Annotated in this window: 21 protein-coding genes and 1 pseudogene; 6 read left to right on the top strand and 16 right to left on the bottom strand. The window is 74.7% G+C overall.

Features of this window, described 5'->3' with window-relative positions:
* Positions 1–24: 24 nt before the first annotated feature.
* The 9 genes from pyrF to efp all read right to left on the bottom strand — a co-directional run bounded on the left by pyrF (position 25) and on the right by efp (position 10,309).
* Complete coding sequence (gene pyrF, locus GSF02_RS10735; RefSeq protein WP_159795813.1) at positions 25–873, bottom strand: orotidine-5'-phosphate decarboxylase; 849 nt, start codon at positions 871–873, stop codon at positions 25–27.
* Positions 870–4,280: a carbamoyl-phosphate synthase large subunit gene (gene carB, locus GSF02_RS10730; protein WP_235915497.1), complete on the bottom strand. Its 3,411-nt coding sequence runs from the start codon at positions 4,278–4,280 to the stop codon at positions 870–872. The genes pyrF and carB overlap by 4 nt, the downstream gene beginning before the upstream one ends.
* The gene (gene carA / locus GSF02_RS10725) at positions 4,280–5,545 is read right to left on the bottom strand and encodes a glutamine-hydrolyzing carbamoyl-phosphate synthase small subunit (protein ID WP_235915496.1); all 1,266 of its coding nucleotides are present in this window, start codon (positions 5,543–5,545) and stop codon (positions 4,280–4,282) included. Before carA ends, carB begins: the two co-directional genes overlap by 1 nt.
* Positions 5,542–6,102 (bottom strand): PH-like domain-containing protein, encoded by a 561-nt coding sequence (locus GSF02_RS10720; protein WP_159795810.1) that lies wholly within the window; start codon positions 6,100–6,102, stop codon positions 5,542–5,544. Before GSF02_RS10720 ends, carA begins: the two co-directional genes overlap by 4 nt.
* Entirely contained in the window at positions 6,099–7,442 is a 1,344-nt protein-coding gene (locus tag GSF02_RS10715; protein ID WP_159795807.1) for a dihydroorotase, read from the bottom strand. The genes GSF02_RS10720 and GSF02_RS10715 overlap by 4 nt, the downstream gene beginning before the upstream one ends.
* Positions 7,439–8,476, bottom strand: a complete 1,038-nt coding sequence (locus tag GSF02_RS10710) for an aspartate carbamoyltransferase catalytic subunit (RefSeq protein ID WP_159795804.1) — start codon at positions 8,474–8,476, stop codon at positions 7,439–7,441. Before GSF02_RS10710 ends, GSF02_RS10715 begins: the two co-directional genes overlap by 4 nt.
* Positions 8,473–9,081: a bifunctional pyr operon transcriptional regulator/uracil phosphoribosyltransferase PyrR gene (gene pyrR, locus GSF02_RS10705; protein ID WP_159795840.1), complete on the bottom strand. Its 609-nt coding sequence runs from the start codon at positions 9,079–9,081 to the stop codon at positions 8,473–8,475. Before pyrR ends, GSF02_RS10710 begins: the two co-directional genes overlap by 4 nt.
* 246 nt (positions 9,082–9,327) lie before the next feature.
* The gene (nusB, locus tag GSF02_RS10700; protein ID WP_159795801.1) at positions 9,328–9,744 is read right to left on the bottom strand and encodes a transcription antitermination factor NusB; all 417 of its coding nucleotides are present in this window, start codon (positions 9,742–9,744) and stop codon (positions 9,328–9,330) included.
* A 1-nt stretch (position 9,745) separates the two neighbouring features.
* Positions 9,746–10,309 (bottom strand): elongation factor P, encoded by a 564-nt coding sequence (gene efp, locus GSF02_RS10695; protein ID WP_069983863.1) that lies wholly within the window; start codon positions 10,307–10,309, stop codon positions 9,746–9,748.
* Positions 10,310–10,514: 205 nt separating this feature from the next.
* Here efp and GSF02_RS10690 point away from each other — a divergent pair, with 205 nt between their 5' ends.
* Together GSF02_RS10690 and GSF02_RS10685 are read left to right on the top strand one after the other, a co-directional pair.
* Positions 10,515–11,099, top strand: coding sequence for a SatD family protein (locus tag GSF02_RS10690; protein WP_159795798.1), 585 nt, complete (start codon positions 10,515–10,517; stop codon positions 11,097–11,099).
* A 7-nt stretch (positions 11,100–11,106) separates the two neighbouring features.
* The gene (locus GSF02_RS10685; RefSeq protein ID WP_159795795.1) at positions 11,107–11,835 is read left to right on the top strand and encodes a hypothetical protein; all 729 of its coding nucleotides are present in this window, start codon (positions 11,107–11,109) and stop codon (positions 11,833–11,835) included.
* 65 nt (positions 11,836–11,900) lie between these two features.
* Here GSF02_RS10685 and GSF02_RS10680 read toward each other — a convergent pair whose 3' ends face one another.
* A complete protein-coding gene (locus tag GSF02_RS10680; protein ID WP_159795792.1) occupies positions 11,901–12,347 on the bottom strand; it encodes a type II 3-dehydroquinate dehydratase in 447 nt (148 codons plus the stop codon).
* Positions 12,348–12,382: 35 nt separating this feature from the next.
* Positions 12,383–12,844: a redox-sensitive transcriptional activator SoxR gene (soxR, locus tag GSF02_RS10675; protein WP_159795789.1), complete on the bottom strand. Its 462-nt coding sequence runs from the start codon at positions 12,842–12,844 to the stop codon at positions 12,383–12,385.
* 52 nt (positions 12,845–12,896) lie between these two features.
* On the opposite strand from soxR, the gene GSF02_RS10670 reads away from it, so the two are divergent.
* From GSF02_RS10670 to GSF02_RS10660, 3 genes are all read left to right on the top strand, one after another.
* Positions 12,897–13,901 carry a zinc-binding dehydrogenase gene (locus GSF02_RS10670; RefSeq protein ID WP_159795786.1) on the top strand — a complete coding sequence of 335 codons (1,005 nt, stop codon included), beginning with the start codon at positions 12,897–12,899 and terminating at the stop codon, positions 13,899–13,901.
* Positions 13,898–15,193: an MFS transporter gene (locus tag GSF02_RS10665; protein ID WP_201308883.1), complete on the top strand. Its 1,296-nt coding sequence runs from the start codon at positions 13,898–13,900 to the stop codon at positions 15,191–15,193. The genes GSF02_RS10670 and GSF02_RS10665 overlap by 4 nt, the downstream gene beginning before the upstream one ends.
* An 85-nt stretch (positions 15,194–15,278) precedes the next feature.
* Positions 15,279–16,664, top strand: coding sequence for an FAD-binding oxidoreductase (locus GSF02_RS10660; RefSeq protein ID WP_159795784.1), 1,386 nt, complete (start codon positions 15,279–15,281; stop codon positions 16,662–16,664).
* A 42-nt stretch (positions 16,665–16,706) separates the two neighbouring features.
* On the opposite strand, the gene GSF02_RS10655 is transcribed toward GSF02_RS10660, so the two are convergent.
* Complete coding sequence (locus GSF02_RS10655; protein ID WP_159795781.1) at positions 16,707–18,134, bottom strand: MFS transporter; 1,428 nt, start codon at positions 18,132–18,134, stop codon at positions 16,707–16,709.
* Between the two features lie 58 nt (positions 18,135–18,192).
* Positions 18,193–18,696: pseudogene (locus tag GSF02_RS10650) on the bottom strand (alpha-hydroxy-acid oxidizing protein); the annotation flags it as partial.
* Positions 18,697–18,726: 30 nt separating this feature from the next.
* Here GSF02_RS10650 and GSF02_RS10645 point away from each other — a divergent pair.
* On the top strand, positions 18,727–20,151 hold the full coding sequence (locus GSF02_RS10645; RefSeq protein ID WP_159795778.1) for a recombinase family protein: 1,425 nt from the start codon (positions 18,727–18,729) through the stop codon (positions 20,149–20,151).
* A gap of 37 nt (positions 20,152–20,188) precedes the next feature.
* Here GSF02_RS10645 and GSF02_RS10640 read toward each other — a convergent pair whose 3' ends face one another.
* The 3 genes from GSF02_RS10640 to GSF02_RS10630 are packed head-to-tail and all read right to left on the bottom strand — an operon-like array spanning position 20,189 to position 21,068.
* On the bottom strand, positions 20,189–20,398 hold the full coding sequence (locus GSF02_RS10640) for a hypothetical protein (protein ID WP_159795776.1): 210 nt from the start codon (positions 20,396–20,398) through the stop codon (positions 20,189–20,191).
* Between the two features lie 17 nt (positions 20,399–20,415).
* Entirely contained in the window at positions 20,416–20,628 is a 213-nt protein-coding gene (locus GSF02_RS10635) for a hypothetical protein (protein ID WP_159795773.1), read from the bottom strand.
* Positions 20,625–21,068, bottom strand: a complete 444-nt coding sequence (locus tag GSF02_RS10630; RefSeq protein ID WP_159795770.1) for a hypothetical protein — start codon at positions 21,066–21,068, stop codon at positions 20,625–20,627. The genes GSF02_RS10635 and GSF02_RS10630 overlap by 4 nt, the downstream gene beginning before the upstream one ends.

Genomic DNA, 21,068 nt, shown 5'->3' with positions numbered 1-21,068 from the left:
CTCCCCCGGCCGGCGCCCCGGCTGTCAGCCGCGCAGCGCGGCGGCGGCCTCCCGGGCGGCCTCGGCGGCGGCGGACCGCAGCGCGCCGGCGTCCGGCCCGGCGCGCAGCACGCCGCGCGAGGACGAGGCCAGCACCTGCCGGCGCGCCGCGCCGAATACGGCGGCGAGCTCGGCGGCGCCGGCGCCCTGGGCGCCCACGCCGGGCGCCAGGAGCGGACCGTTCACGGCCGCCAGGTCGGTCCCCGTGGCGGCGACGGCGTCGCCCACCGTGGCGCCCACGACGAGCCCGACGGAGCCCAGCGGGTCGGCGCCGGCGTTCAGGGCGGCGGCGTGCGCGGCAACGGTCGCGGTGACGCTCGCGCCGCCGGCCGTGGTGGCGTGCTGCACCTCGGGGCCCTCCGGGTTGGAGGTGAGGCACAGCACGAACAGCCCGCGCCCGCTCGCGCGGGCGGCGTCTGCGGCGGGTGCGAGCGAGCCGAAGCCGAGGAACGGCGAGACGGTCAGCGCGTCGCCCGCCAGCGGCGAGCCGTCGCGCAGGAACGCGTCGGCGTACCCGCCCATCGTGGAGCCGATGTCGCCCCGCTTGGCGTCGACGATCGTCAGCGTGCCGGCGGCGCGGGCCGCCGCGATCGTCTCCTCCAGCGCCGCGACGCCGGCCGCGCCGTGCCGCTCGTAGAACGCCGCCTGCGGCTTGAGCGCCGCGACGCGGCCGCCCAGGGCCTCGACGACGCGCAGCGAGAACTCGCGCACGCCCGCTGCGTCGTCCCCCAGGCCCCAGGCCTCCAGCAGCGCGGCGTGCGGGTCGATGCCGACGCACAGCGGCCCGTGGGCCTCCATGGCGGCGGCGAGCCGCACGCCGAACGGCTGCGTCACGCGACCACCCCGGCCTCGGCGGCCGGGCGCGCCAGGCCGTCGGCGTCGGGCACGGGCGCCGCCGCGGCGATCCGCTCCAGGCCCAGCCGCTCGCGGGTGCGCGCGGTGTGCTCCTGGAGGCTGGCCACGTCGAACGGCCCGGCCAGGATCGCCTCGATCGCCTGCACCGCGGCGGCCAGCTGGTCGACGGTCGTGGCGATCGGCTTGTCCGCCGCCGTCGTGGCCGCGCGGATCTCGTAGCCGTCGGCCCGCGCGCCCTGCCCGGACGGCGAGTTGACCACGAGGTCGACCTTGCCGGCGGTGATGAGGTCGACGATCGTCGGCTCGCCCGCGGCGCCGGTGCCCTCGGAGAACTTGCGCACCACGCTGGCGGGGATGCCGTTGCGGGTGAGCACCTGCGCCGTGCCGGCCGTGGCCAGGATCTGGAAGCCCAGGCCCGCCAGGCGCTTGACCGGGAACACGATCGAGCGCTTGTCCCGGTCGGCCACCGAGACGAACACCGTGCCGGTGGTCGGCAGGCCGCCGAACGCCGCGGCCTGCGACTTGGCGAAGGCGCGCGGGAAGTCGACGTCGAAGCCCATGACCTCGCCGGTCGAGCGCATCTCCGGCCCCAGCACGGTGTCGACGACCTGGCCGTCGGCGGTGCGGAACCGCTTGAACGGCAGCACGGCCTCCTTGACGGCCAGCGGCGCGCCGAGGTCGAGGTCGCCGCCGTCGCCGGTGGCCGGCAGCACGCCCTCGGCCCGCAGGTCGGCGATCGTCTCGCCGACCATGATGCGGGCGGCGGCCTTGGCCAGCGAGGTGCCGGTGGCCTTGGAGACGAACGGCACGGTGCGCGAGGCGCGCGGGTTGGCCTCCAGCACGTACAGCACGTCGCTGACCAGCGCGTACTGGACGTTCAGCAGGCCGCGCACGCCCACGCCGCGGGCGATCGCCTCGGTGGAGCGGCGGATGCGCTCGATCTCGGCCTCGCTCAGCGACATCGGGGGCAGCACGCAGGCGGAGTCGCCGGAGTGGATGCCGGCCTCCTCGATGTGCTCCATCACTCCGCCGAGGAACAGCTCGGTGCCGTCGTACAGGGCGTCCACGTCGATCTCGATCGCGTCGTCGAGGAACCGGTCGATGAGCAGCGGCGCGGCCAGCGTGGTGCTGCCCGTGGCCGCCGCGGCGGCGTCGAGGGCGCGCCGGACGTAGACGGTCAGCTGGTCGCGGTCGTAGACGATCTCCATGCCGCGGCCGCCGAGCACGTACGACGGGCGCACGAGCACCGGGTAGCCGATGCGCTCGGCGACCTCGACGGCCTGGCCGAGGGTGCGGGCGGTGCCGAACGCCGGCGCCGGGAGGCCGGCGTCGAGCAGCACCTGGCCGAACAGCCCCCGGTCCTCGGCGGCGTCGATGGCCTCGGGGCTGGTGCCGAGGATGGGCAGGCCGGCGTCGGCCAGGCGCTTGGCCAGCGACAGCGGCGTCTGCCCGCCGAGCTGGACGATGATGCCCTTGACCGGCCCGGCGGCGAGCTCGGCCTGGTAGACCTCGAGCACGTCCTCGAACGTCAGCGGCTCGAAGTACAGGCGGTCGGAGGTGTCGTAGTCCGTCGAGACGGTCTCGGGGTTGCAGTTGACCATGACGGTCTCGTACCGCTCGGCGAGCGTGAGGGTCGCGTGCACGCACGAGTAGTCGAACTCGATGCCCTGGCCGATGCGGTTCGGGCCCGAGCCGAGGATGATCACGGCCTCGCGCTCGCGCGGGGCGACCTCGGTCTCGGCGTCGTAGGCCGAGTAGTGGTACGGCGTGCGGGCGGCGAACTCCGCGGCGCAGGTGTCGACGGTCTTGTAGACCGGGCGCACGCCGAGGGCGTGGCGGATCTCCCGGACGCTGGCCTCCCCCGCCGGGCCCATGCCGCGCAGCTGCGCCACCTGGCCGTCGGACAGGCCGTGCCGCTTGGCGCGGCGCAGCACGTCCTCCGTGAGCCTCTCCGCGGCGGCGACCTCGGCCGCCACCTCGTTGACGAGCTGGATCTGGTCGAGGAACCAGGGGTCGATCTTGGTCGCCTCGAAGACCTGCTCGATGCTCGCGCCGGCGCGCAGCGCCTGCTGCACGCCCACCAGACGGTGCTCGGTGGGCCGGCGGATCTCCTCCAGCAGCGCCTCGAGCTCGGCGCCCGCGACGGGCTCGCCCCGCCAGTGGAACTGCACGCCGGCCTTGTCGATGGAGCGCAGCGCCTTGCCGAGCGCCTCGGTGAAGCTGCGGCCCAGCGCCATCGCCTCGCCCACGGACTTCATGGTCGTGGTCAGCGTCGGGTCGGCCGCGGGGAACTTCTCGAACGCGAACCGCGGCACCTTGACCACGACGTAGTCGAGCGTCGGCTCGAAGCTGGCCGGGGTGACCTGCGTGATGTCGTTCGGGATCTCGTCCAGCGTGTAGCCCACGGCGAGCTTCGCGGCGATCTTGGCGATCGGGAAGCCGGTGGCCTTGGAGGCCAGCGCGGAGGAGCGCGACACGCGCGGGTTCATCTCGATGACGATGACGCGGCCGGTCGCCGGGTCGACGGCGAACTGGATGTTGCAGCCGCCGGTGTCGACCCCGACCTCGCGGATGACCGCGATGCCGATGTCGCGCAGCTTCTGGTACTCGCGGTCGGTGAGCGTGAGCGCCGGGGCGACGGTCACCGAGTCGCCGGTGTGCACGCCGACCGGGTCGACGTTCTCGATCGAGCAGACGACCACGACGTTGTCGTTCTTGTCGCGCATCAGCTCGAGCTCGTACTCCTTCCAGCCGAGGATCGACTCCTCCAGGAGCACCTCGGTGGTCGGCGAGTAGTGCAGGCCCTGACCGACGATGCGGCGCAGGTCCTCCTCGTCGTAGGCGAGGCCGGACCCGAGGCCGCCCATCGTGAAGGACGGGCGCACCACCATCGGGTAGCCGAGCGTCTCGGCGGCGGCCAGCGCCTCGTCGACCGTGTGCACGATCGACGAGCGCGCGGACTCCCCGCCGCACTTGGCGACGACGTCCTTGAACTGCTGGCGGTCCTCGCCCTTCTGGATCGCGGGGATGTTGGCGCCGATGAGCTCGACGCCGTACTGCGCGAGCACGCCCGCCTCGTCGAGCGCGATGGCCGCGTTGAGCGCGGTCTGGCCGCCGAGGGTCGGCAGCAGCGCGTCGGGGCGCTCCTTGGCGATGATCGAGGTGAGCACCTCGGTGGTGATCGGCTCGACGTAGGTGGCGTCGGCGAACTCCGGGTCGGTCATGATCGTGGCCGGGTTGGAGTTCACGAGGATGACCCGCAGGCCCTCCTCCTTGAGCACGCGGCACGCCTGGGTGCCGGAGTAGTCGAACTCGGCGGCCTGGCCGATGACGATCGGGCCCGACCCGATGACCAGGACGGAGGAGATGTCGGAACGGCGGGGCATCAGTTCTCCTTCTCGCCGGCGAGGGCGGCCAGCGCCTCGTCGGGGACGGTGACGGGCGTGCGGGTCTTCATGAGCTCGACGAAGCGGTCGAACAGGTAGGCGGAGTCGTGCGGTCCGGCGGCCGCCTCGGGGTGGTACTGCACGGAGAACGCCGGGATGTCGAGGGCGGTCAGGCCCTCGACCACCTGGTCGTTGAGGCCGACGTGCGCGACGACGACCCGGCCGTAGCGGCCGCCGTCGTGCGGCGCGGTGCTGACGGCGTCCACGGGCGCGTCGACGGCGAACCCGTGGTTGTGCGCGGTGACCTCGACCTTGCCGGTCGTGCGGTCCAGCACGGGCTGGTTGATGCCGCGGTGGCCGTAGCCCAGCTTGTAGGTCCCGTAGCCCAGCGCGCGGCCGAGCAGCTGGTTGCCGAAGCAGATGCCGAAGAACGGGATGCCGCGGTCGAGCACCGCGCGCAGCAGCTCGATCTCGTGCGTGGCGGCCGCCGGGTCGCCCGGGCCGTTGGAGAAGAACACCCCGTGCGGGGCGTCGGCCGGCAGCAGGCCGGTGACCTCCTCGACGGTGGCGGACTGCGGCACCACGTGCACCCGCACGCCGCGCTCGGCGAGGCGCTGCGGCGTCATGGCCTTGATGCCGAGGTCGACGGCGACGACGGTGGCGACCGGGTCCTGGCCGGCCCAGTCGCCGCACGGCTCGATCGTGTAGGGCTCGGCGGTGGTGACCTCGCGGGCCAGGTCGGCCCCGGCCATCAGCGGGGCGGCCTGCACCTCGGCGACCAGGTCCTCGACGGTCCGCTCGACCGGGCGGCCGCTCGGGCTCGTCGTCAGCAGCGCGTCACCGGAGAAGATGCCGGCGCGCATGACGCCGAGCTCGCGCAGGTGGCGGGTGAGGAAGCGGGTGTCGACGTCGCTGATGCCGACCACGCCCTGCTCGGCGAGCTCCTCGTCGAGGGTGCGGGCGGCGCGCCAGGACGACACGCGGCGGGCGGGGTCGCGCACCACCCAGCCGGACACCCAGATCTTGCCGGACTCGGGGTCCTCGTCGTTGACGCCGGTGTTGCCGATGTGCGGCGCGGTCATGACGACGATCTGGCGGTGGTACGACGGGTCGGTGAGGGTCTCCTGGTAGCCGGTCATGCCGGTGGAGAAGACGATCTCGCCGAGCGTGGTGCCCCGTGCGCCGTACGCGCGGCCGCGGGCCACGGTGCCGTCCTCGAGGACGAGCAGGGCCCGGTCGTGCACGGCAGCGGTCGTGGTGGTCACTGGTTCTCCTTCGGCGGGGCTGCGGGGGTCTCGGGGTCGGGGCCGGCGGCGAGGGCTCGGACGGCGTCGACGAGCCGCGCGCGGTCGGCGGGATGGCGGGGGCGCACGCCGGTGTCGAGGGCGGTCGCCGGGGCGGTGGCGTCGGCCGGCGCGAGCCAGGACACGACGACGATGCTGTCGGTGCCGACGAACTTGCCGGCCATGCCGGGCGCGAGGGCCACGCGCCGCACGGCGTCGGCCGGGACGAACACCGGGTCGGCGCCGGTGCGCTCGACCAGCACGCCGGCGTCGTGCACGCTCACCGCGGCGACCGACCGGTCGCCGAGGCCGTGCGCGCCGACGCGGGCGAGCCAGTCGCCGCCCAGCGTCGTGGTGACGTAGGTGGCCTCGACGGGCTCGAGGCGGCGCGCGCCGAGGTCGGCGGGCGGCTCGGGCGGGGCGGGGACCACGCCACGCGTGCGCTGCGCGAGGCGGCGCCGGCCGCCGATGACGACGAGCAGGAGCAGGACGCCGACCAGGACCCAGATCCCGACGGCGACGGGCAGGGGCAGGTTCACCGCGCCACCCCCGGGGCCGCGACGGCGCCCGCGGGCTCCACCGGCGCGCCGTCGAGGACCGTGGCGCGCCCGCGCAGGAACGTGGCCACGACCCGCCCGGGCAGCTCCCGGCCCTGGAAGGGCGTGTTGGCCGCGGCGGTGGCCTGGGCGGCGCCGTCGACCACGCGCGTGGCGCGCGGGTCGACGAGCACGAGGTTCGCCGGCTCGCCGACGGCGACCGGCCGGCCCTGGGTGTCGGCGACGCGGCCGATGGCCGCCGGCGCCGTCGACATCACGCGGGCGACGTCGGCCCAGGTCATCAGGCCGGTGTCGACCATCGCGAGCTGGACCACCGACAGGGCCGTCTCGAGCCCGGTCATGCCCATGGCGGCGGCGCCCCACTCGCAGTCCTTGTCCTCGCGGGTGTGCGGGGCGTGGTCGGTGGCGACGACGTCGATGGTCCCGTCCGCCAGGCCGGCGCGGACCGCCTCGACGTCGGCGGCCGTGCGCAGCGGCGGGTTCACCTTGAACACCGGGTCGTAGCCGCGGGCCAGCTCGTCGGTGAGCACCAGGTGGTGCGGGGTGACCTCGGCGGTGACCGCGATGCCGCGGGCCTTGGCCCAGCGGATGATCTCGACCGACCCGGCCGTCGACACGTGGCACACGTGCAGGCGCGAGCCCACGTGCTCGGCCAGCAGCACGTCGCGGGCGATGATCGCCTCCTCGGCCACGGCCGGCCAGCCGGTCAGGCCGATCTCCGCCGAGACGACGCCCTCGTTCATCTGGGCGCCCTCGGTCAGGCGCGGCTCCTGGGCGTGCTGGGCGACGACGCCGTCGAACGCCTTGACGTACTCCAGGGCCCGGCGCATCAGCACGGGGTCGTGCACGCACCTGCCGTCGTCGCTGAAGACGCGCACGCGGGCGGCGGAGTCGGCCATGGCGCCCAGCTCGGCGAGGCGCTCGCCGGCCAGCCCCACCGTGACCGCGCCGACGGGGTGGACGTCGACCCAGCCGGCCTGGCGCCCGAGGTTCCAGACCTGCTCGACGACGCCGGCGGTGTCCGCGACGGGCGAGGTGTTGGCCATGGCGTGCACGGCGGTGTACCCGCCCGCGGCGGCGGCGCGGGTGCCGGAGGCGACGGTCTCGGCGTCCTCGCGGCCCGGCTCGCGCAGGTGGGTGTGCAGGTCGACGAGGCCGGGCAGGAGCACGTGCCCGGCGGCGTCGACCTCGACCGCGCCCCCGGGGACCTCGACGTCGGCGCCCAGCGCGGCGACGACCCCGTCGGCGAGCACCACGTCGACCGGCTCGGCGCCGAGCGGGCGCGCGCCGCGCAGCACGTAGGTGGTGGAGGAGGTCGTCACAGGGCGGTCCCTTCGGTGGCGGCGGGGGCGGGCGGGGCGTCGGCACGGTCGTCCCGCTCCCCCGCCAGCAGCAGGTACAGGGCGGCCATCCGCACGGCGACGCCGTTGGCGACCTGCTCGACGATGACCGAGCGGGCGGAGTCGGCCGCCTCGGCGGAGATCTCCAGGCCGCGGTTCATCGGCCCGGGGTGCATGACGATCGCGTGCCCGGGCAGCAGCGCGAGGCGGCGCCCGTCGAGGCCGTAGCGGCGGGTGTACTCCAGCGGGCTGGGGAAGAACGCCCCGGCCCCGCCGGACATGCGCTCGCGCTGCACCCGCAGCATCATCACGGCGTCGGGCTGCCACCCGGCGAGGGTCGCGTCGAGGTCGTAGGAGGTGCGGCACGGCCACGTCTCGACGCCCACCGGCAGGAGCGTCGGCGGGGAGACGAGCGTGACCTCCGCGCCGAGGGTGTGCAGCAGGTGCACGTTGGAGCGCGCGACGCGCGAGTGCAGCACGTCGCCGACGATCGCCACGCGCAGGCCGGCGAGGTCGGCCCCGGTGCCGTCGGGATGGCCGGCGCCACCGGCGCCGCCGCGCAGCCCCACCAGGTGGCGGCGGATCGTGAAGGCGTCCAGCAGCGCCTGGGTGGGGTGCTGGTGCGTGCCGTCGCCCGCGTTGAGCACCGCGGCGTCGAGCCAGCCGGCGTGCGCCAGCTGGTGCGGGGCGCCGGAGGCCCAGTGCCGCACGACGACGGCGTCGGCCCCCATGGCGTGCAGCGTCAGCGCCGTGTCCTTGAGCGACTCGCCCTTGGAGACGCTCGAGCCCTTGGCCGAGAAGTTGATGACGTCGGCGGACAGGCGCTTGGCAGCGGTCTCGAACGAGATGCGGGTGCGCGTGGAGTCCTCGAAGAACAGGTTGACGACGGTGCGCCCGCGCAGGGTCGGCAGCTTCTTGATCTCGCGCGACTGGGTGGCGGCCATCTGCGCCGCGGTGTCGAGCAGCAGGATCGCGTCGTCCTTGGACAGGTCCTGGGTGGACAGCAGGTGCCTCATCGCGCCACCCCCGCGCCCGCGTCCCCGTCGGCGCCGTCGGCGGGCCCGCGCCCGCTGATCACCACGGCGTCCTCCCCGCCGTCGACCTCCTGCAGCCGCACGCCGACGCGCTCGGTCGTGGCGGTGGGCAGGTTCTTGCCGACGAAGTCGGGGCGGATGGGCAGCTCGCGGTGGCCGCGGTCGACCAGGCAGGCCAGCCGCACGACGCGGGGGCGGCCGAGGTCGCTCAGCGCGTCCAGGGCGGCGCGGATGGTGCGCCCGGAGTACAGGACGTCGTCGACGAGCACGACGATCTTGTCGTCGATGCCGGCGGCGGGCAGCGTGGTGACCCCGACGGCGCGCGTGGGGTGCCGGCGCAGGTCGTCGCGGTACATCGTGACGTCGAGCTCGCCGAGGCTGTGGGCGGGGTCGAAGGCCGGCTCGATGGCGGCCAGCCGCTCGGCCAGCCGGCGGGCGAGCGTCACGCCGCGGGTGGGGATGCCGAGCAGGACGACGTCGTCGACGCCCTTGGAGCGCTCGACGACCTCGTGGGCGATGCGGGTCAGGGCCCGCTGGATCTCCTGGGCTCCCAGGACGGTGGTGCGGCCGGTGGTGTGCTCGGGCATGCCGGGGCTCACGGGACCTCCTTCTCCGCCTCACGGGACGGGGTTAAAGGGGTGTCGATCGAGCCTCAGCGTAGCGCCCGGCCCGGCGCACGGACGCCGTCGTCCACCCGCCGGACACGTGACGTGGCGCACGTCACGCGGCCGCCACCGCTCGATCGGGAGGGCCCGGCCGGGAAGCGGCGGGGACGACGACGGCCCCGTCGGCGGCGCGGGCCGCCGGCGGGGCCGGGTCGGTGGTGCGGGCGCTCAGGCCAGCAGCGTCGGCTTGACGTCGACGATGCGGCCGAGCAGGCCGTTGACGAACGACGGCGAGTCGTCGGTCGACAGGCTCGCGGCGAGGTCCACCGCCTCGTCGATCGCCACGGGGTCGGGGACCTCGTCGTTGAAGAGGATCTCCCAGGTGCCGATGCGCAGCAGGGCGCGGTCCACGGCGGGCATGCGCTCGAGCGTCCAGCCGTGGGAGTAGGTCTCCAGCAGCTCGTCGATGCGCTCGCTCTGCGCGGTCACGCCCTCGACCAGGTCGACCGTGTACTGCGGCACCGCCGCCTCCGTGCGGGGCTGGGCCGCCCGGTCGCGCAGCAGCGCGAGCGGGTCGAGGCCGCGCTGCTCGGACTCGAAGAGGATGTCGACCGCGCGCTTGCGGGCCTTGGTGCGGGCAGCCACGTCAGTCGTTCACGCGGCCCAGGTACGACCCGTCGCGGGTGTCGACCTTGACCTTGGTGCCCTGCTCGAGGAACAGCGGGACCTGGATCTCGCGCCCGGTCTCCAGGGTGGCCGGCTTGGTGCCGCCGGTGGAGCGGTCGCCCTGCAGGCCCGGCTCGGTGTAGGTGATCTCCAGGACCACGGAGGCCGGGAGCTCGACGTACAGCGGGGTGCCCTCGTTGGAGGCGACCATGACGCTCATGCCCTCGAGCATGAAGTCCTTGGCGTCGCCGACGGTGGCCGCCGGGACCGTGATCTGGTCGTAGGTGTCGTTGTCCATGAAGACGAAGTCCTCGCCGTCCATGTACAGGTACTGGAAGTCGCGGCGGTCGACGTTGGCGGTCTCGACCTTGATGCCGGCGTTGAACGTCTTGTCGACCACCTTGCCGGACAGCACGTTCTTCATCTTGGTGCGGACGAACGCGCCACCCTTGCCCGGCTTGACGTGCTGGAACTCGATGATCGTCCAGAGCTGACCGTCGATGCGGAGCACGGTGCCGTTCTTGATGTCGTTGGAGGTAGCCACGTTCTTTCCCTGTTCGGCGATGTCGGAGCTTCGGGCACGCCCCGGCGCACGAGCAGGTGGCGGGGACGGTGGCCCGCTGACGAGGGCCCGGACGATTCTAGCGGCACGCCACGTCCGGCGTCGCTCCGGTCGGGCCGGCACGGCCCCCGTGCGCAGCCTTAGCGCATACCTTCAGTCAGCCGAACATCAGGTATACGCTTCAGTCATGTACACCCTCATCGGCGACATCGTCGGGTCCAGCAGGCTCGACGACTGGCCCGCCGCCCAGGCCGCGATCGACGCGGCCCTGGGCCGGGTGAGCGCGCACGTGGACGTGGTGCAGCGCCTCGAGCCCACGATGGGCGACGAGGTCCAGGGCGGCTTCGCGACCATCGGCGACGCCGCGCTGGCCACCCTGCTGATCCGGCTGGAGCTGCTGCCGCGCATCGACATCCGCTTCGGGCTGGGCTTCGGCGAGACGTCGGTCGTGGACGCCGACCGACGCCCGATCCTGCAGAACGGCCCCGGGTGGAAGGCGGCGCGCACGGCGATCGACGCCCTGGACGACGCCCGGCGCACCGGGTACGTGGGCCCGGACTCCGAGGAGGTCAACGCGTTCCTGGTGGTCAGGGACGCGCTCGTCGATAGACTCAGCGCCCAGCACCGCAGGATGCTCCTGCACTCGCTGCACGGGCTGTCGCAGCGAGAGATCGCCCAGGTCGAGCAGCGCACCGAGTCCGCCGTGAGCCAGGCGTTCCGACGGGGCATCCGCGCGGTGCGCGACGCACAGCTGATCCTGCGGAAGGCGTGAGATCTCGATGGTGGCGCTCGGAGCGTTCCTCGCCGCAGCAGGGCTCGCCGACCTGGTGCGCGCCGGCAAGGACGCCACGTCTCACCGCAGGACGGCGGCCGTCACGGTGGTCGGCGTCGTGCTCCTGGCCGCCATCCTCGCGGTGGGGGGACTGCGCGGGGTCGCCTGGTGGACGGTCGCGCTGCCCCTCGCGGCGTCGATCGCCCTCTGGACGGTCGGGTCCGCGTCGGCGCTGCGCCCCGGACGGTCGTCGGCTCGAGGGGCGTGGCGCGCTGTCGCCTTCACCGGGCTCGGCGCGGGCGTGCTCGTCGCGGCGCTCCTCGCCCCCGCCGGTCCCGTGGAGTGGCCGGCCGCGCTCGTCGGCTCCCTGACGCACGTCCGGTTCGACCTGAGCGTCGCCGTCCTCGGCATCACTCTCGCCCAGGTCGCCACGGGGAACGTCGCGGTGCGCCTCGTGCTCGACGCCGTCGGCGTGCCCGCCGCGACGAACGAGAAGCGGCTCAGGAGCGGGCGCATCCTCGGACCGCTCGAGCGGGTCTTCATCGTCGGCCTCGGCGTCGCGGGGTACCTCACGGCAGCGTCGGTCGTGGTCGCGGCCAAGGGGCTGCTGCGCTTCCCGGAGATCCAGGGCAGCGAGCGGGACCCCGCCAGCCCGGTCACCGAGTACTTCCTGGTCGGGAGCTTCACGAGCTGGCTCTTCGCCCTCGGGAGCCTGGCGCTCACGCGCCTGGCTTAAGCCACGGCCGAAACTTCTCCGAGCTGCAGGTGAGCGCTTAACTCACGTGGCCGGCCACCCGCCCGTCAGGAACCGAGCCGGGCGGCGAGCGCGGACAGCGCCAGGCGGTACGAGTCGAAGCCGAACCCCGCGACCGTGCCGGTGGCGACGCCGGAGACGACGGAGTGGTGCCGGAACGACTCGCGCGCCGCCGGGTTGGACAGGTGCACCTCGACCAGGAGCAGGCCCGAGGTGGTCACCTGTGCGGCGGCGTCGCGCAGGGCGTAGCTGTAGTGCGTGAACGCCGCGGGGTTGATCACCACGTGCGCCCGGGTGTCGACGGCCTCGTGGAGCCAGCCGACGATCTGCGACTCGTCGTCGGTCTGGCGCACCTCGGCCTCGAGGCCGAGCTCGCCGGCCCACCGCTCGGCGGCCGCGACGAGGTCGGGGAAGGAGGCAGCGCCGTAGATCTCGGGCTCGCGGACGCCGAGCCGGCCGAGGTTGGGACCGTTGAGGACGAGGACGCGCGTCATGGGCCGGAGCCTAGCCGCCGCGCGGCGCCCGCGGGTCAGTCCTCGACGAGGAGCGTGCGCGGGCCGGCGCCCTCCGCGGCGAGCTCGTCGTGCGGGTTGGTCAGCCGGCACTTGCGCAGCGACAGGCAGCCGCAGCCGATGCAGTCGGTCAGGTGGTCGCGCAGCCGGTGCAGCTGCTCGATGCGGGCGTCCAGGTCGTCCCGCCAGGCGCGCGAGAGGCGGTACCAGTCCCTGGCGGTCGGCGTGCGGTCGTCGGGCAGCGCGGCGAGCGCCTCGCGGATGGTCGCCAGCGGGATGCCGACACGCTGGGAGACGCGCACGAACGCGACGCGCCGCAGCGCGTCGCGGCGGTAGCGCCGCTGGTTGCCGGCCGTGCGCCGGCTGCTGATCAGCCCCTCGCGCTCGTAGAACCGCAGCGCCGAGACGCTCACGCCGCTGCGCGCGGCCAGCTCGCCGACCGTGAGCTCCTCGTGGTCCCACGGCACCTGCTCCGACATGCGTGAGCCCTCCCTTGACCTCAACCTTTGTTGAGGTTTCAGGCTAGCGGCCATGGATGCGATCCGACACCACCAGTTCGGCCCGCCCGAGGTGCTGCGCCTCGAGCAGGTCCCCGCCCCGCCCCCCGCCCCCGGGGAGCTGCTCGTCGCCGGGACGGCGCACGGCGTCCACGTGCTCGACACGGCGCTGCGCCGCGGCGAGGCCTCCGGCCCCCTGCCGCCGCCCCGGCTGCCGGCCGTGCCGGGCCGCGAGGTCGCCGGCACGGTCACGGCGGTGGGCGCCGGCACCGACCCCGCGTGGCTGGGCCGCCGCGTGGTCGCCCACCTGGGCGCCGCCCCCGCGGGCGGCGGCTACGCCCGCCTCGTCGCCGTCCCGGCGGGCCAGGCGTTCGCGCTGCCCGCGGGGCTCGACGCGGGCGACGCCGTCGCCATGGTCGGCACGGGGCGCACCGCCCTCATGACGCTCGAGGTGGCCGCCCTGACGCCCGACAACGTCGTCGTGGTCACGGCCGCCGCCGGCGGCCTCGGCTCCCTGCACGTCCAGGGGGCGCTCGGCGCCGGGGCGCGCGTCCTGGCCCTGGTCGGCGGCGAGGCCAAGGTCGAGGTCGTGCAGGCCCTCGCGCCCGGGTCCGACGGGCTCGCCGTGGTCGACTACCTCGCCCCCGCGTGGACCGGCGCGGCCCGGGCGGCGCTCGCGGGCCTGGGTACGGACGGCGCCACGGTGGTGCTCGACGGGGTCGGCGGCCTCCTGGGGGCGGACGCCGGTCGCCTGCTGCGCCAGGGCGGGCGCCTCGTCGTCCACGGCTGGTCCTCGCGCGCGGCCAACCCCCTGGCCGCCGCCACGGCCGCGAACGCCGCGGGGATCGCCGTGCGGCCGGTCGTCGGGCCGGGGGCGCCGGACCTGGGCCCGCTGCGCGCCTACCAGGAGCGTGCGCTCGCGCTCGCGGCGGACGGGACGTGGCGGGTGCTCACCCACCGCGTGCCGTTCGCCGAGGCGGCCCGCGCCCACCGGGAGCTCGAGGAGCGCCGGACCGTCGGCAAGGTGGTGCTCGCGTGACCGCGGCGACGACGGCGCCGCACGCGCTCGTCGCGGCGCTGTCCCCGCGCGCCCAGCGAGTGGTGCTCGCCGGCATGGTCGCGTTCATCTCCCTGTCGGCGTTCGAGTCGCTGGCCGTCTCGACGGCGATGCCCACCGTGGCCGTGGCGCTCGACGGGCTGCGCTGGTACACGGTCGCGTTCTCCGCCTCCCTGGCGGCGAGCGTCGTCGGCATGCTGACCGCCGGGCCGTGGGCGGACCGGCGCGGCCCGACCCCGCCGATGTGGGCGGGGGCGCTGACGTTCCTCGCCGGGCTGCTCCTGGCGGGCTGCGCGCCGAGCATGGGCGCGATGCTGGTGGGGCGCCTGCTGCAGGGCGTCGGCGGCGGGCTGACCAACGTGGCGTTGTACGTGCTGGTGGCCTGCGTGTTCCCGGCGCAGCGGCGCGCCCGCGTGTTCGCGACGTTCGCCGCCGCCTGGGTGTTGCCGGGCGTGGTCGGCCCCCTGGCGGCCGGCCTGGTGGTGGAGCACCTCGGCTGGCGGTGGGTGTTCCTGGGTGTCGCGCTCCTGGCCGCCCCGGGCCTGCTCCTGCTGCGCCCGGGGCTCGCGGCCGCGCGCGGCGCGGCGCCGGCCGTCGAGGGCGACTCGAACGCACGTTCGACACCTCGGGTGCCGCGGGACGGCGTGGCGCGGGACGTCGCCGGTGCGGTGCTGCGGGCCCGGCGGGGGCTGGGCACCACCGTGGTGGTCCGCGCCCTGGCGTCGGCGGCCTTCTCCGGGGCCGAGGTGCTGCTGCCCCTGGTTCTGGCGCACGAGCGCGGGCTGGCGCCGTCGGCGGCCGGGAGCGTGCTCACCCTGCACGTGCTGGGCTGGTCGGCCGGGTCGTGGCTGCGCGGGCGCGGGTCCCGGCGGCCGGTGACGTACGCCCGCCTGGGCGCGGGGCTGCTCGCGGCGGGGACCGTCGGCGTCGCGCTCCTGGCCGTGCCGGGCGTGCCCCTGCTGGCGGGCGCCGCCCCCTGGGCGCTGGCCGGGCTGGGCATGGGGTTCCTCTACCCCACGCTGAGCATGCTCGCGCTCGAGCTCGCCCCGCCCGGGGGCCAGGGCACGGCGTCCTCGGCCCTGCAGGTCGCCGACGCGCTCGCCGGGGCGCTGGCGCTCGCCGTGGCGGGTCAGCTGCTGTGGGCGCTGCACGCCGCGGTCGGGCTGGCGGCCTACGCCGCGTGCTTCGCACTCGCCGGGGCGCTGGCGCTGGTCGGGGCCGCGCTGGCCGGGCGCACGGCGCCCACGCCGGGCACGGCGGGGGGCGCCGGGTGACCCCGAAGGTTCACCCGATGAGTCCGCGGCCCGTGCGCCGTCCACCCTCCCGACTGCCCGGACCTCACCGCGAAGGGGCACCACCATGACGACACCCACGTTCTCGCCCGCCGCCGTCCGCGACGCCCTGCACGTCGACGGCACCACCGTCCTCGTGCCCGGCGACCCGGGCTACGACGAGGCGCGCCAGATCCCCACCGTGGTGGACCGGCGACCGTCCGCGGTCGTGCGCCCCACCGACGCCACCGGCGCGGCCCGCGCCGTCCGGTTCGCCGCCGACACCGGCGCGGAGCTGTCCGTGCGCGCCGGCGGGCACTCCACCCTGGGCCTCGGCCGCGCGGACGGGGCGCTGACGATCGACCTGCGCGGCATCGCCGGCGTCGCCGTCGACCCCGCCACGCGCACCGCCTGGGCGGGCGGCGGCGTGACCGCCGGCGTCTACGCCGACGCCGTGGGCGAGCACGGCCTGGTCACGCCGTTCGGCGACGCGCGCACCGTGGGCGTCGGCGGCATCACCCTCGGCGGGGGGTTCGGCCTGCTGTGCCGCCGCTACGGCCTGACCACCGACAGCCTCGTCGCCGCGGAGGTGATCACCGCTGCCGGCGAGGTGGTGCTGGCCGACGCGGAGCACCACCCCGACCTGTTCTGGGGCCTGCGCGGCGGCGGCGGCAACCTCGGCGTCGTCACCCGGTTCCGGTTCGCGCTGCACGACCTGCCGACGGTCGTGGGCGGCACGATCGTGCTGCCGGCCACGCCCGACGCCGTCGCGGACCTCGTCGCGCTCGCCCAGGCCGCGCCCCGGGAGCTGTCCGCGATCCTCACGGTCTGCCCGATGCCGCCGCTGCCGGACGTGCCGGCCGAGCTCCACGGCAGGCCCGTGGTGATGGCCGCCGTGTGCTGGTCCGGCCCCGTCGAGGAGGCCGACCAGGCGCTGGCGGGCGTGCGGGACGTGGCCGCCCGGGCCGGCGGCGCCCTGGCCGACTCCGTGCGCACCGCCCGGTACTGCGACCTGCTCGAGCCCGCCCCGCCGGCGGCGGCGTCCGTGGTGACCCGGCCGTTCTTCGCCGACGGCGTCGACCGCGCCACGGCCGAGCAGGTGGTCGAGCAGGTCCAGGTGCCCGGGGCCCTGATGCGCGCGGTCCAGCTGCGCGTCCTCGGCGGCGCGGTGGCCGACGTCCCGGTGGACGCCACGGCCTTCGCCCACCGCACGCAGCCGGTGCTCGGCGTGGTCATGGCCATGGCGCCGACCCCGCCGCTCGCCGAAGCCGAGCGGCCGTGGGTGCAGGCCCTCGCCGACGTGGTCCGCGCCGGCGACGACGCGGTCTACGGCGGCTTCGTCGTCGACGGCGACCCCCAGGCGCTCGCCGCGGCCTACCCGGGTGCGACCGGCGAGCGGCTGGCCCGGGTCAAGCGGAGCTACGACCCGCACAACCTGTTCCGCGCGAACCTCAACGTGCCGCCGGCGGGCTGAGGGCGGGCCGGCGGCACGTCCCGGCGGGCCTGCCGGGCGGGGTCACCCCCGCGCCGCCCCGGCGGCGCGGGGGTCCCGCACGGCGAGCATGAGCAGCAGGCCGGCGAGGATCACCGCGACGACGCCCAGCGTGCCCCAGATCGTCGCCCCGGTCAGCGCGATGAGCAGCGTCCACAGGCCGGGCGCCAGGAAGGACGCCGCGCGACCGGTCGTGGCGTAGAGGCCGAAGATCTCCGACTCCCGCCCGGCGGGCGTCACGCGCGCGAGGAACGAGCGGGACGCCGCCTGGGCCGGGCCGACGAAGCAGCACAGCAGCAGGCCCCCGGCCCAGAACACGCCCTTGCCCAGGTCGTGCAGCCCCACGACGGCCAGGCCGGCGACGACCAGCCCCGTGAGCGAGGCGATGATCACGGCGCGCGCGCCGAGCCGGTCGTCGAGCCGCCCCACCGCGATCGTCGAGACCCCGGCCACGAGGTTGGCGGCGATGCCGAAGACCATCACCTCGGTGGAGCCGAAGCCGAACGACACCGACGCGATCACCGCGCCGAAGGTGAACACACCCGCCAGGCCGTCGCGGAACACGGCGCTGGCCAGCAGGAACCAGAAGGTGGGCCGGGAGGTGCGGAACAGCTCGACGACGTCGCGCCACAGCCGGACGTAGCCGCGCAGCAGGCCGACCCGGGGCCGGTCCGCCGCCGGCGCCTCGGGCACGTAGCGGAACAGCGGCCAGGCGAACGCCGCCGCCCACAGCGCGCAGCCGACGGCGATCACGCGGTAGGGCAGCCCGTCGTCGGTGGGCATGCCCCACCAGTCGGCGAGGTCCGCGACGACGACCAGCACGAGCGCGACGATGCCGCCCACGTAGCCCAGGCCCCACCCGAGGCCGGAGACCCGCCCGACGGTGCCCGGCGTGGCCACCTGCACCAGCATGGCGTTGTAGTTCACCCCGGCGATCTCGCTCGCGACGCTGCCGAGCGCGATGAGCACGGCGCCGAGCACGAAGTACGCCGGGTCGGCGCGCACGGCGAACAGCGCGAGCATGCACACCACGAGCGCGACCGTGCTGCCGCCGAGCCACGCCTTGCGCCGCCCCGCGACGTCGGCGCGCTGCCCCAGCACCGGCGCCAGGAGCGCGACGAGCACGCCGGCGACGGTGATCCACGCCCCCAGCCCGCTGGTCAGGCCCGCCAGCGCCTGCTCGCGGCGCGGGTCGCCGGCGTCCAGCGCGGCCACCTCGGCCGGCAGGAACGAGCTCCCGGTGAGGTACAGCGCCGTGAACACGAACGTCACGATGACGGAGTTGAACGGCTGCGTCGCCCAGTCCCACAGCGCCCACGAGGCGACCTGCCTGCGGGGCACGGCGCCCGTGCGCAGTTCCAGGCCCGTGGCGGGCGGGGTGGTCGGCGGGGTGGTCGGCTCGGCCCCCGGCGGCCCCGACGGTGCGGCGGCGGTGGGCGTGACGTCGCTCATGGCGCGGAGTCTGCCCGAGCCGGGTGAACGACGGGTGGCGGCGCGCTGGCCACGGCGGTCACCCGCCGGCCGCCTGGCGGTCCGAGGCGGGCGCGAGGTGCTGGGGCCCGATCTCGGCGACGGTCCGGGCACCCGCGAGGGCCATGGTGATGTCGAGCTCGGCCAGCACGTGCGCCACGACGGCGCGCACGCCCGCGGCGCCGGCCAGCGCGAGCCCGTACACCCACGGGCGCCCGAGCAGGACGGCGTCGGCCCCCAGGGCCAGGGCGACGAAGACGTCGGCGCCCGTGCGCACGCCCGAGTCGAACAGCACGGGCGCGCGCCCGCCGACGGCGTCGACGACGCCCGGCAGCGCGTCGAGGGAGGCGACGGCGTTGTCGACCTGGCGCCCGCCGTGGTTGGACACCACCACGCCGTCGGCGCCGGCGTCCAGCGCCCGGCGCGCGTCGTCGGGGTGCTGGACGCCCTTGACGAGGATCGGCAGCGCCGTGCGACGCCGCAGCCACGCCAGGTCGTCCCACGTCAGGGTGGAGCGGGAGAACACCTCCAGGAAGGTGTGGAGGTTAGAGCATCGCTGCCGTACGCTCTAAACATGGTCATCCGAGCACTGGGCTACACACGCGCCTCCCTCGACTCGACGGGCGAGGGGCTGGCCGTTGATCGGCAGGCTCGCGCCATTCGCGCCCTCGCCGAGTCCCGGGAGTGGACCCTTGTCGGCATCGAGGAAGACAACTCGATCTCAGCGTACGGGAAGAAGAAGCGCCCCGGCTGGGAGCGGGTCCTGCACGCCATCGAGACGGACCAGGTGGATGTCGTGGTCGCCTGGGCGCTGGACCGACTGACCCGCTCGATGAAGGATCTTGAGCGGATCATCGACCTGGCCGAGAAGCACAACGTCGCCATCGCGACGGCCACGGGCGACATCGACCTGACCACCGACACCGGGCGCATGATCGCCCGCATCCTGGCCGCCGTCGCGCGCGCTGAGGTGGAGCGCAAGGCTGAGCGCCAGCGGGCCGCCTGGGAGCAGAGGGCAGGGCAAGGGCGCCCCACCCCCGGCTTCCGCCCCTTCGGCTATGAGCACGACCAGATGACCGTGCGCGAGTCCGAGGCGGAGCTGATCCGACAGGCGATGAAGGACGTGCTGGCCGGCGTGAGCACGGGCGCCATCGCCCGCCACTGGAACGACCTCGGGATCCGCAGCGCCCGGCACGAGTACCTCCGCAAGGAGGACGCCAAGGAGCGCGACGCGGAGTGGACGGCCACGTCCGTCCGATGGGTGCTGAGCAACCCGCGGATCTCGGGTCGACGGAAGTACAACGGGAGCATCGTCGGCGATGCCCAGTGGCCGGCCATCGTCACCGTTGACGAGCAAGAGGCCTACCTGTCGATAGTCCGCTCCAGGCGCATGCCCAACAAGCCTGGGCCGAAGCCGATCTACCTACTGTCAGGCATCGTCCGCTGTGGCAAGTGCGGCTCGCACGTGACCTACCGCGCACGCTCCAACCGCAGCACGGACATCTACCGCTGCCAGGGGAAGGGATGCACCCTGATCAAGCGTCCCGACCTGGACGCCTACGTCTCGACGCTCGTGGTGGAGTTCCTCTCCGACCCAGACAGCGCCGACCTCCTGCACACGGGCGAGAAGAACGCCGAGGTGGACGAGCTGCGGGCGAAGAAGGCGTTCCTGGAGGAGCGCCTGAACGGTCTCGCCGTGGACTACGCAGAAGGCCTTCTGACGCGCGAACAGATGGTGGCTGGCACCGCTCGTGCCCGCGAGAGCCTGGAGGCCGTGGAGGCCCGCCTGAGCACCTTTGCGGGCGGCCACGCTCTCGATGGGCTGGCCGGCGCTCCGAACGCCGCGCAGATGTGGGAGGGGCTGGACCTGGAGCGCAAGCGCGCGGTGATCAGGTGGCTCCTCGACATCGAGCTCAAGCCTGGGGTGCAGGGCATCGAGCGAGTGCAGTGGGCCTGGAAACACGAAAAGGCGGGGACCGCCTCCCCGGACGCTGCGTGAGCGTCTAGGAAGGGCGGTCCCCGCCCGTGTGGTGCTGCTAGATGGAACGCCCCGACCGATCCGCCTTCACGTTGATCTCGAACCGGTCCGCCTCCTCGCGCGAGAGCGCGATTGGCTCCGGAGTCGCCAGGGCCGTGATCAACGTCAGGAGCGCCCGGACGTCGCCGGCGCGCATGAGGACGAGCTCGTGGTCGTCGAAGCCCGAGAGCTTGTGGATGAGCCGGGCCTTCTCCGTCTGGTCGAGCATGACCTTTGCTAGGCCGCTCACTCCCCCACCGCCTCGGCGAAGCGAATAGGGTCCAGCTCCATCAGCGTGGGTGCCAGCCGCTCAGGCGACACCATGTTGAGCGCCGTGAGAAGCGCCTCGAAGGTGTCGACATCCTCGCTCGCCAGGATGCGCACGACGACGGTTCCGCCAGCGTCCCGCTCCCCCGCGAGTTCGACGTGCTGGGTCAGGTTCTCGGTCTCTGCGGTCATGCGCTCTCCTTCTCGCGAGCCTTGAACTCGCCGTCGCGCCACGCCTGGGCGTGCTCGTCAAGGATCAACACCTTGTCGTTGACAAGGCCGGCGATGCCCTTCGACTGAGCCCCCCAGCCGCCGTCGCCCTCGAACAGGACGATGACCTGGCGACCCGTGAGCTGCTCCCACGTGTCGACGCCGACGGTCTCGACGATCTGCATGACGTGGTCCATGCCGAACGCCGTGCCGATGCGACGCTTGTGCTCGTCCTCGGCCGCCTCCTGCGGAGTGTCGAGGACGTAGCCGCCGACCCCGACGCCCCCGCCCAGCCACTCGGTGTGGAGGAAGGCGACCCAGACCCCGTGCCCCTCCATGCCGAGCGAGGTGCTCTTGATCGTGCCGATGTGGCCGGTGTAGGTCTTGCCGTTGTGCTCGATGGTGATGGTGCGGTTGGTCAA

Source organism: Puerhibacterium puerhi, assembly GCF_009846865.1.
Taxonomy (GTDB): domain Bacteria; phylum Actinomycetota; class Actinomycetes; order Actinomycetales; family Cellulomonadaceae; genus Puerhibacterium; species Puerhibacterium puerhi.
This window is presented reverse-complemented; position numbering and strand designations above follow the sequence as displayed.

Bases quoted from the DNA above. Each gene is read 5' to 3' on its own strand.
- carB (WP_235915497.1), bottom strand. From the start codon at position 4,280: ATGCCCCGCCGTTCCGACATCTCCTCCGTCCTGGTCATCGGGTCGGGC.
- GSF02_RS10710 (WP_159795804.1), bottom strand. From the start codon at position 8,476: ATGAGGCACCTGCTGTCCACCCAGGACCTGTCCAAGGACGACGCGATC.
- pyrR (WP_159795840.1), bottom strand. From the start codon at position 9,081: ATGCCCGAGCACACCACCGGCCGCACCACCGTCCTGGGAGCCCAGGAG.
- GSF02_RS10690 (WP_159795798.1), top strand. From the start codon at position 10,515: ATGTACACCCTCATCGGCGACATCGTCGGGTCCAGCAGGCTCGACGAC.
- GSF02_RS10685 (WP_159795795.1), top strand. From the start codon at position 11,107: ATGGTGGCGCTCGGAGCGTTCCTCGCCGCAGCAGGGCTCGCCGACCTG.
- GSF02_RS10680 (WP_159795792.1), bottom strand. From the start codon at position 12,347: ATGACGCGCGTCCTCGTCCTCAACGGTCCCAACCTCGGCCGGCTCGGC.
- soxR (WP_159795789.1), bottom strand. From the start codon at position 12,844: ATGTCGGAGCAGGTGCCGTGGGACCACGAGGAGCTCACGGTCGGCGAG.
- GSF02_RS10670 (WP_159795786.1), top strand. From the start codon at position 12,897: ATGGATGCGATCCGACACCACCAGTTCGGCCCGCCCGAGGTGCTGCGC.
- GSF02_RS10660 (WP_159795784.1), top strand. From the start codon at position 15,279: ATGACGACACCCACGTTCTCGCCCGCCGCCGTCCGCGACGCCCTGCAC.
- GSF02_RS10655 (WP_159795781.1), bottom strand. From the start codon at position 18,134: ATGAGCGACGTCACGCCCACCGCCGCCGCACCGTCGGGGCCGCCGGGG.
- GSF02_RS10645 (WP_159795778.1), top strand. From the start codon at position 18,727: ATGGTCATCCGAGCACTGGGCTACACACGCGCCTCCCTCGACTCGACG.
- GSF02_RS10640 (WP_159795776.1), bottom strand. From the start codon at position 20,398: ATGCTCGACCAGACGGAGAAGGCCCGGCTCATCCACAAGCTCTCGGGC.
- GSF02_RS10635 (WP_159795773.1), bottom strand. From the start codon at position 20,628: ATGACCGCAGAGACCGAGAACCTGACCCAGCACGTCGAACTCGCGGGG.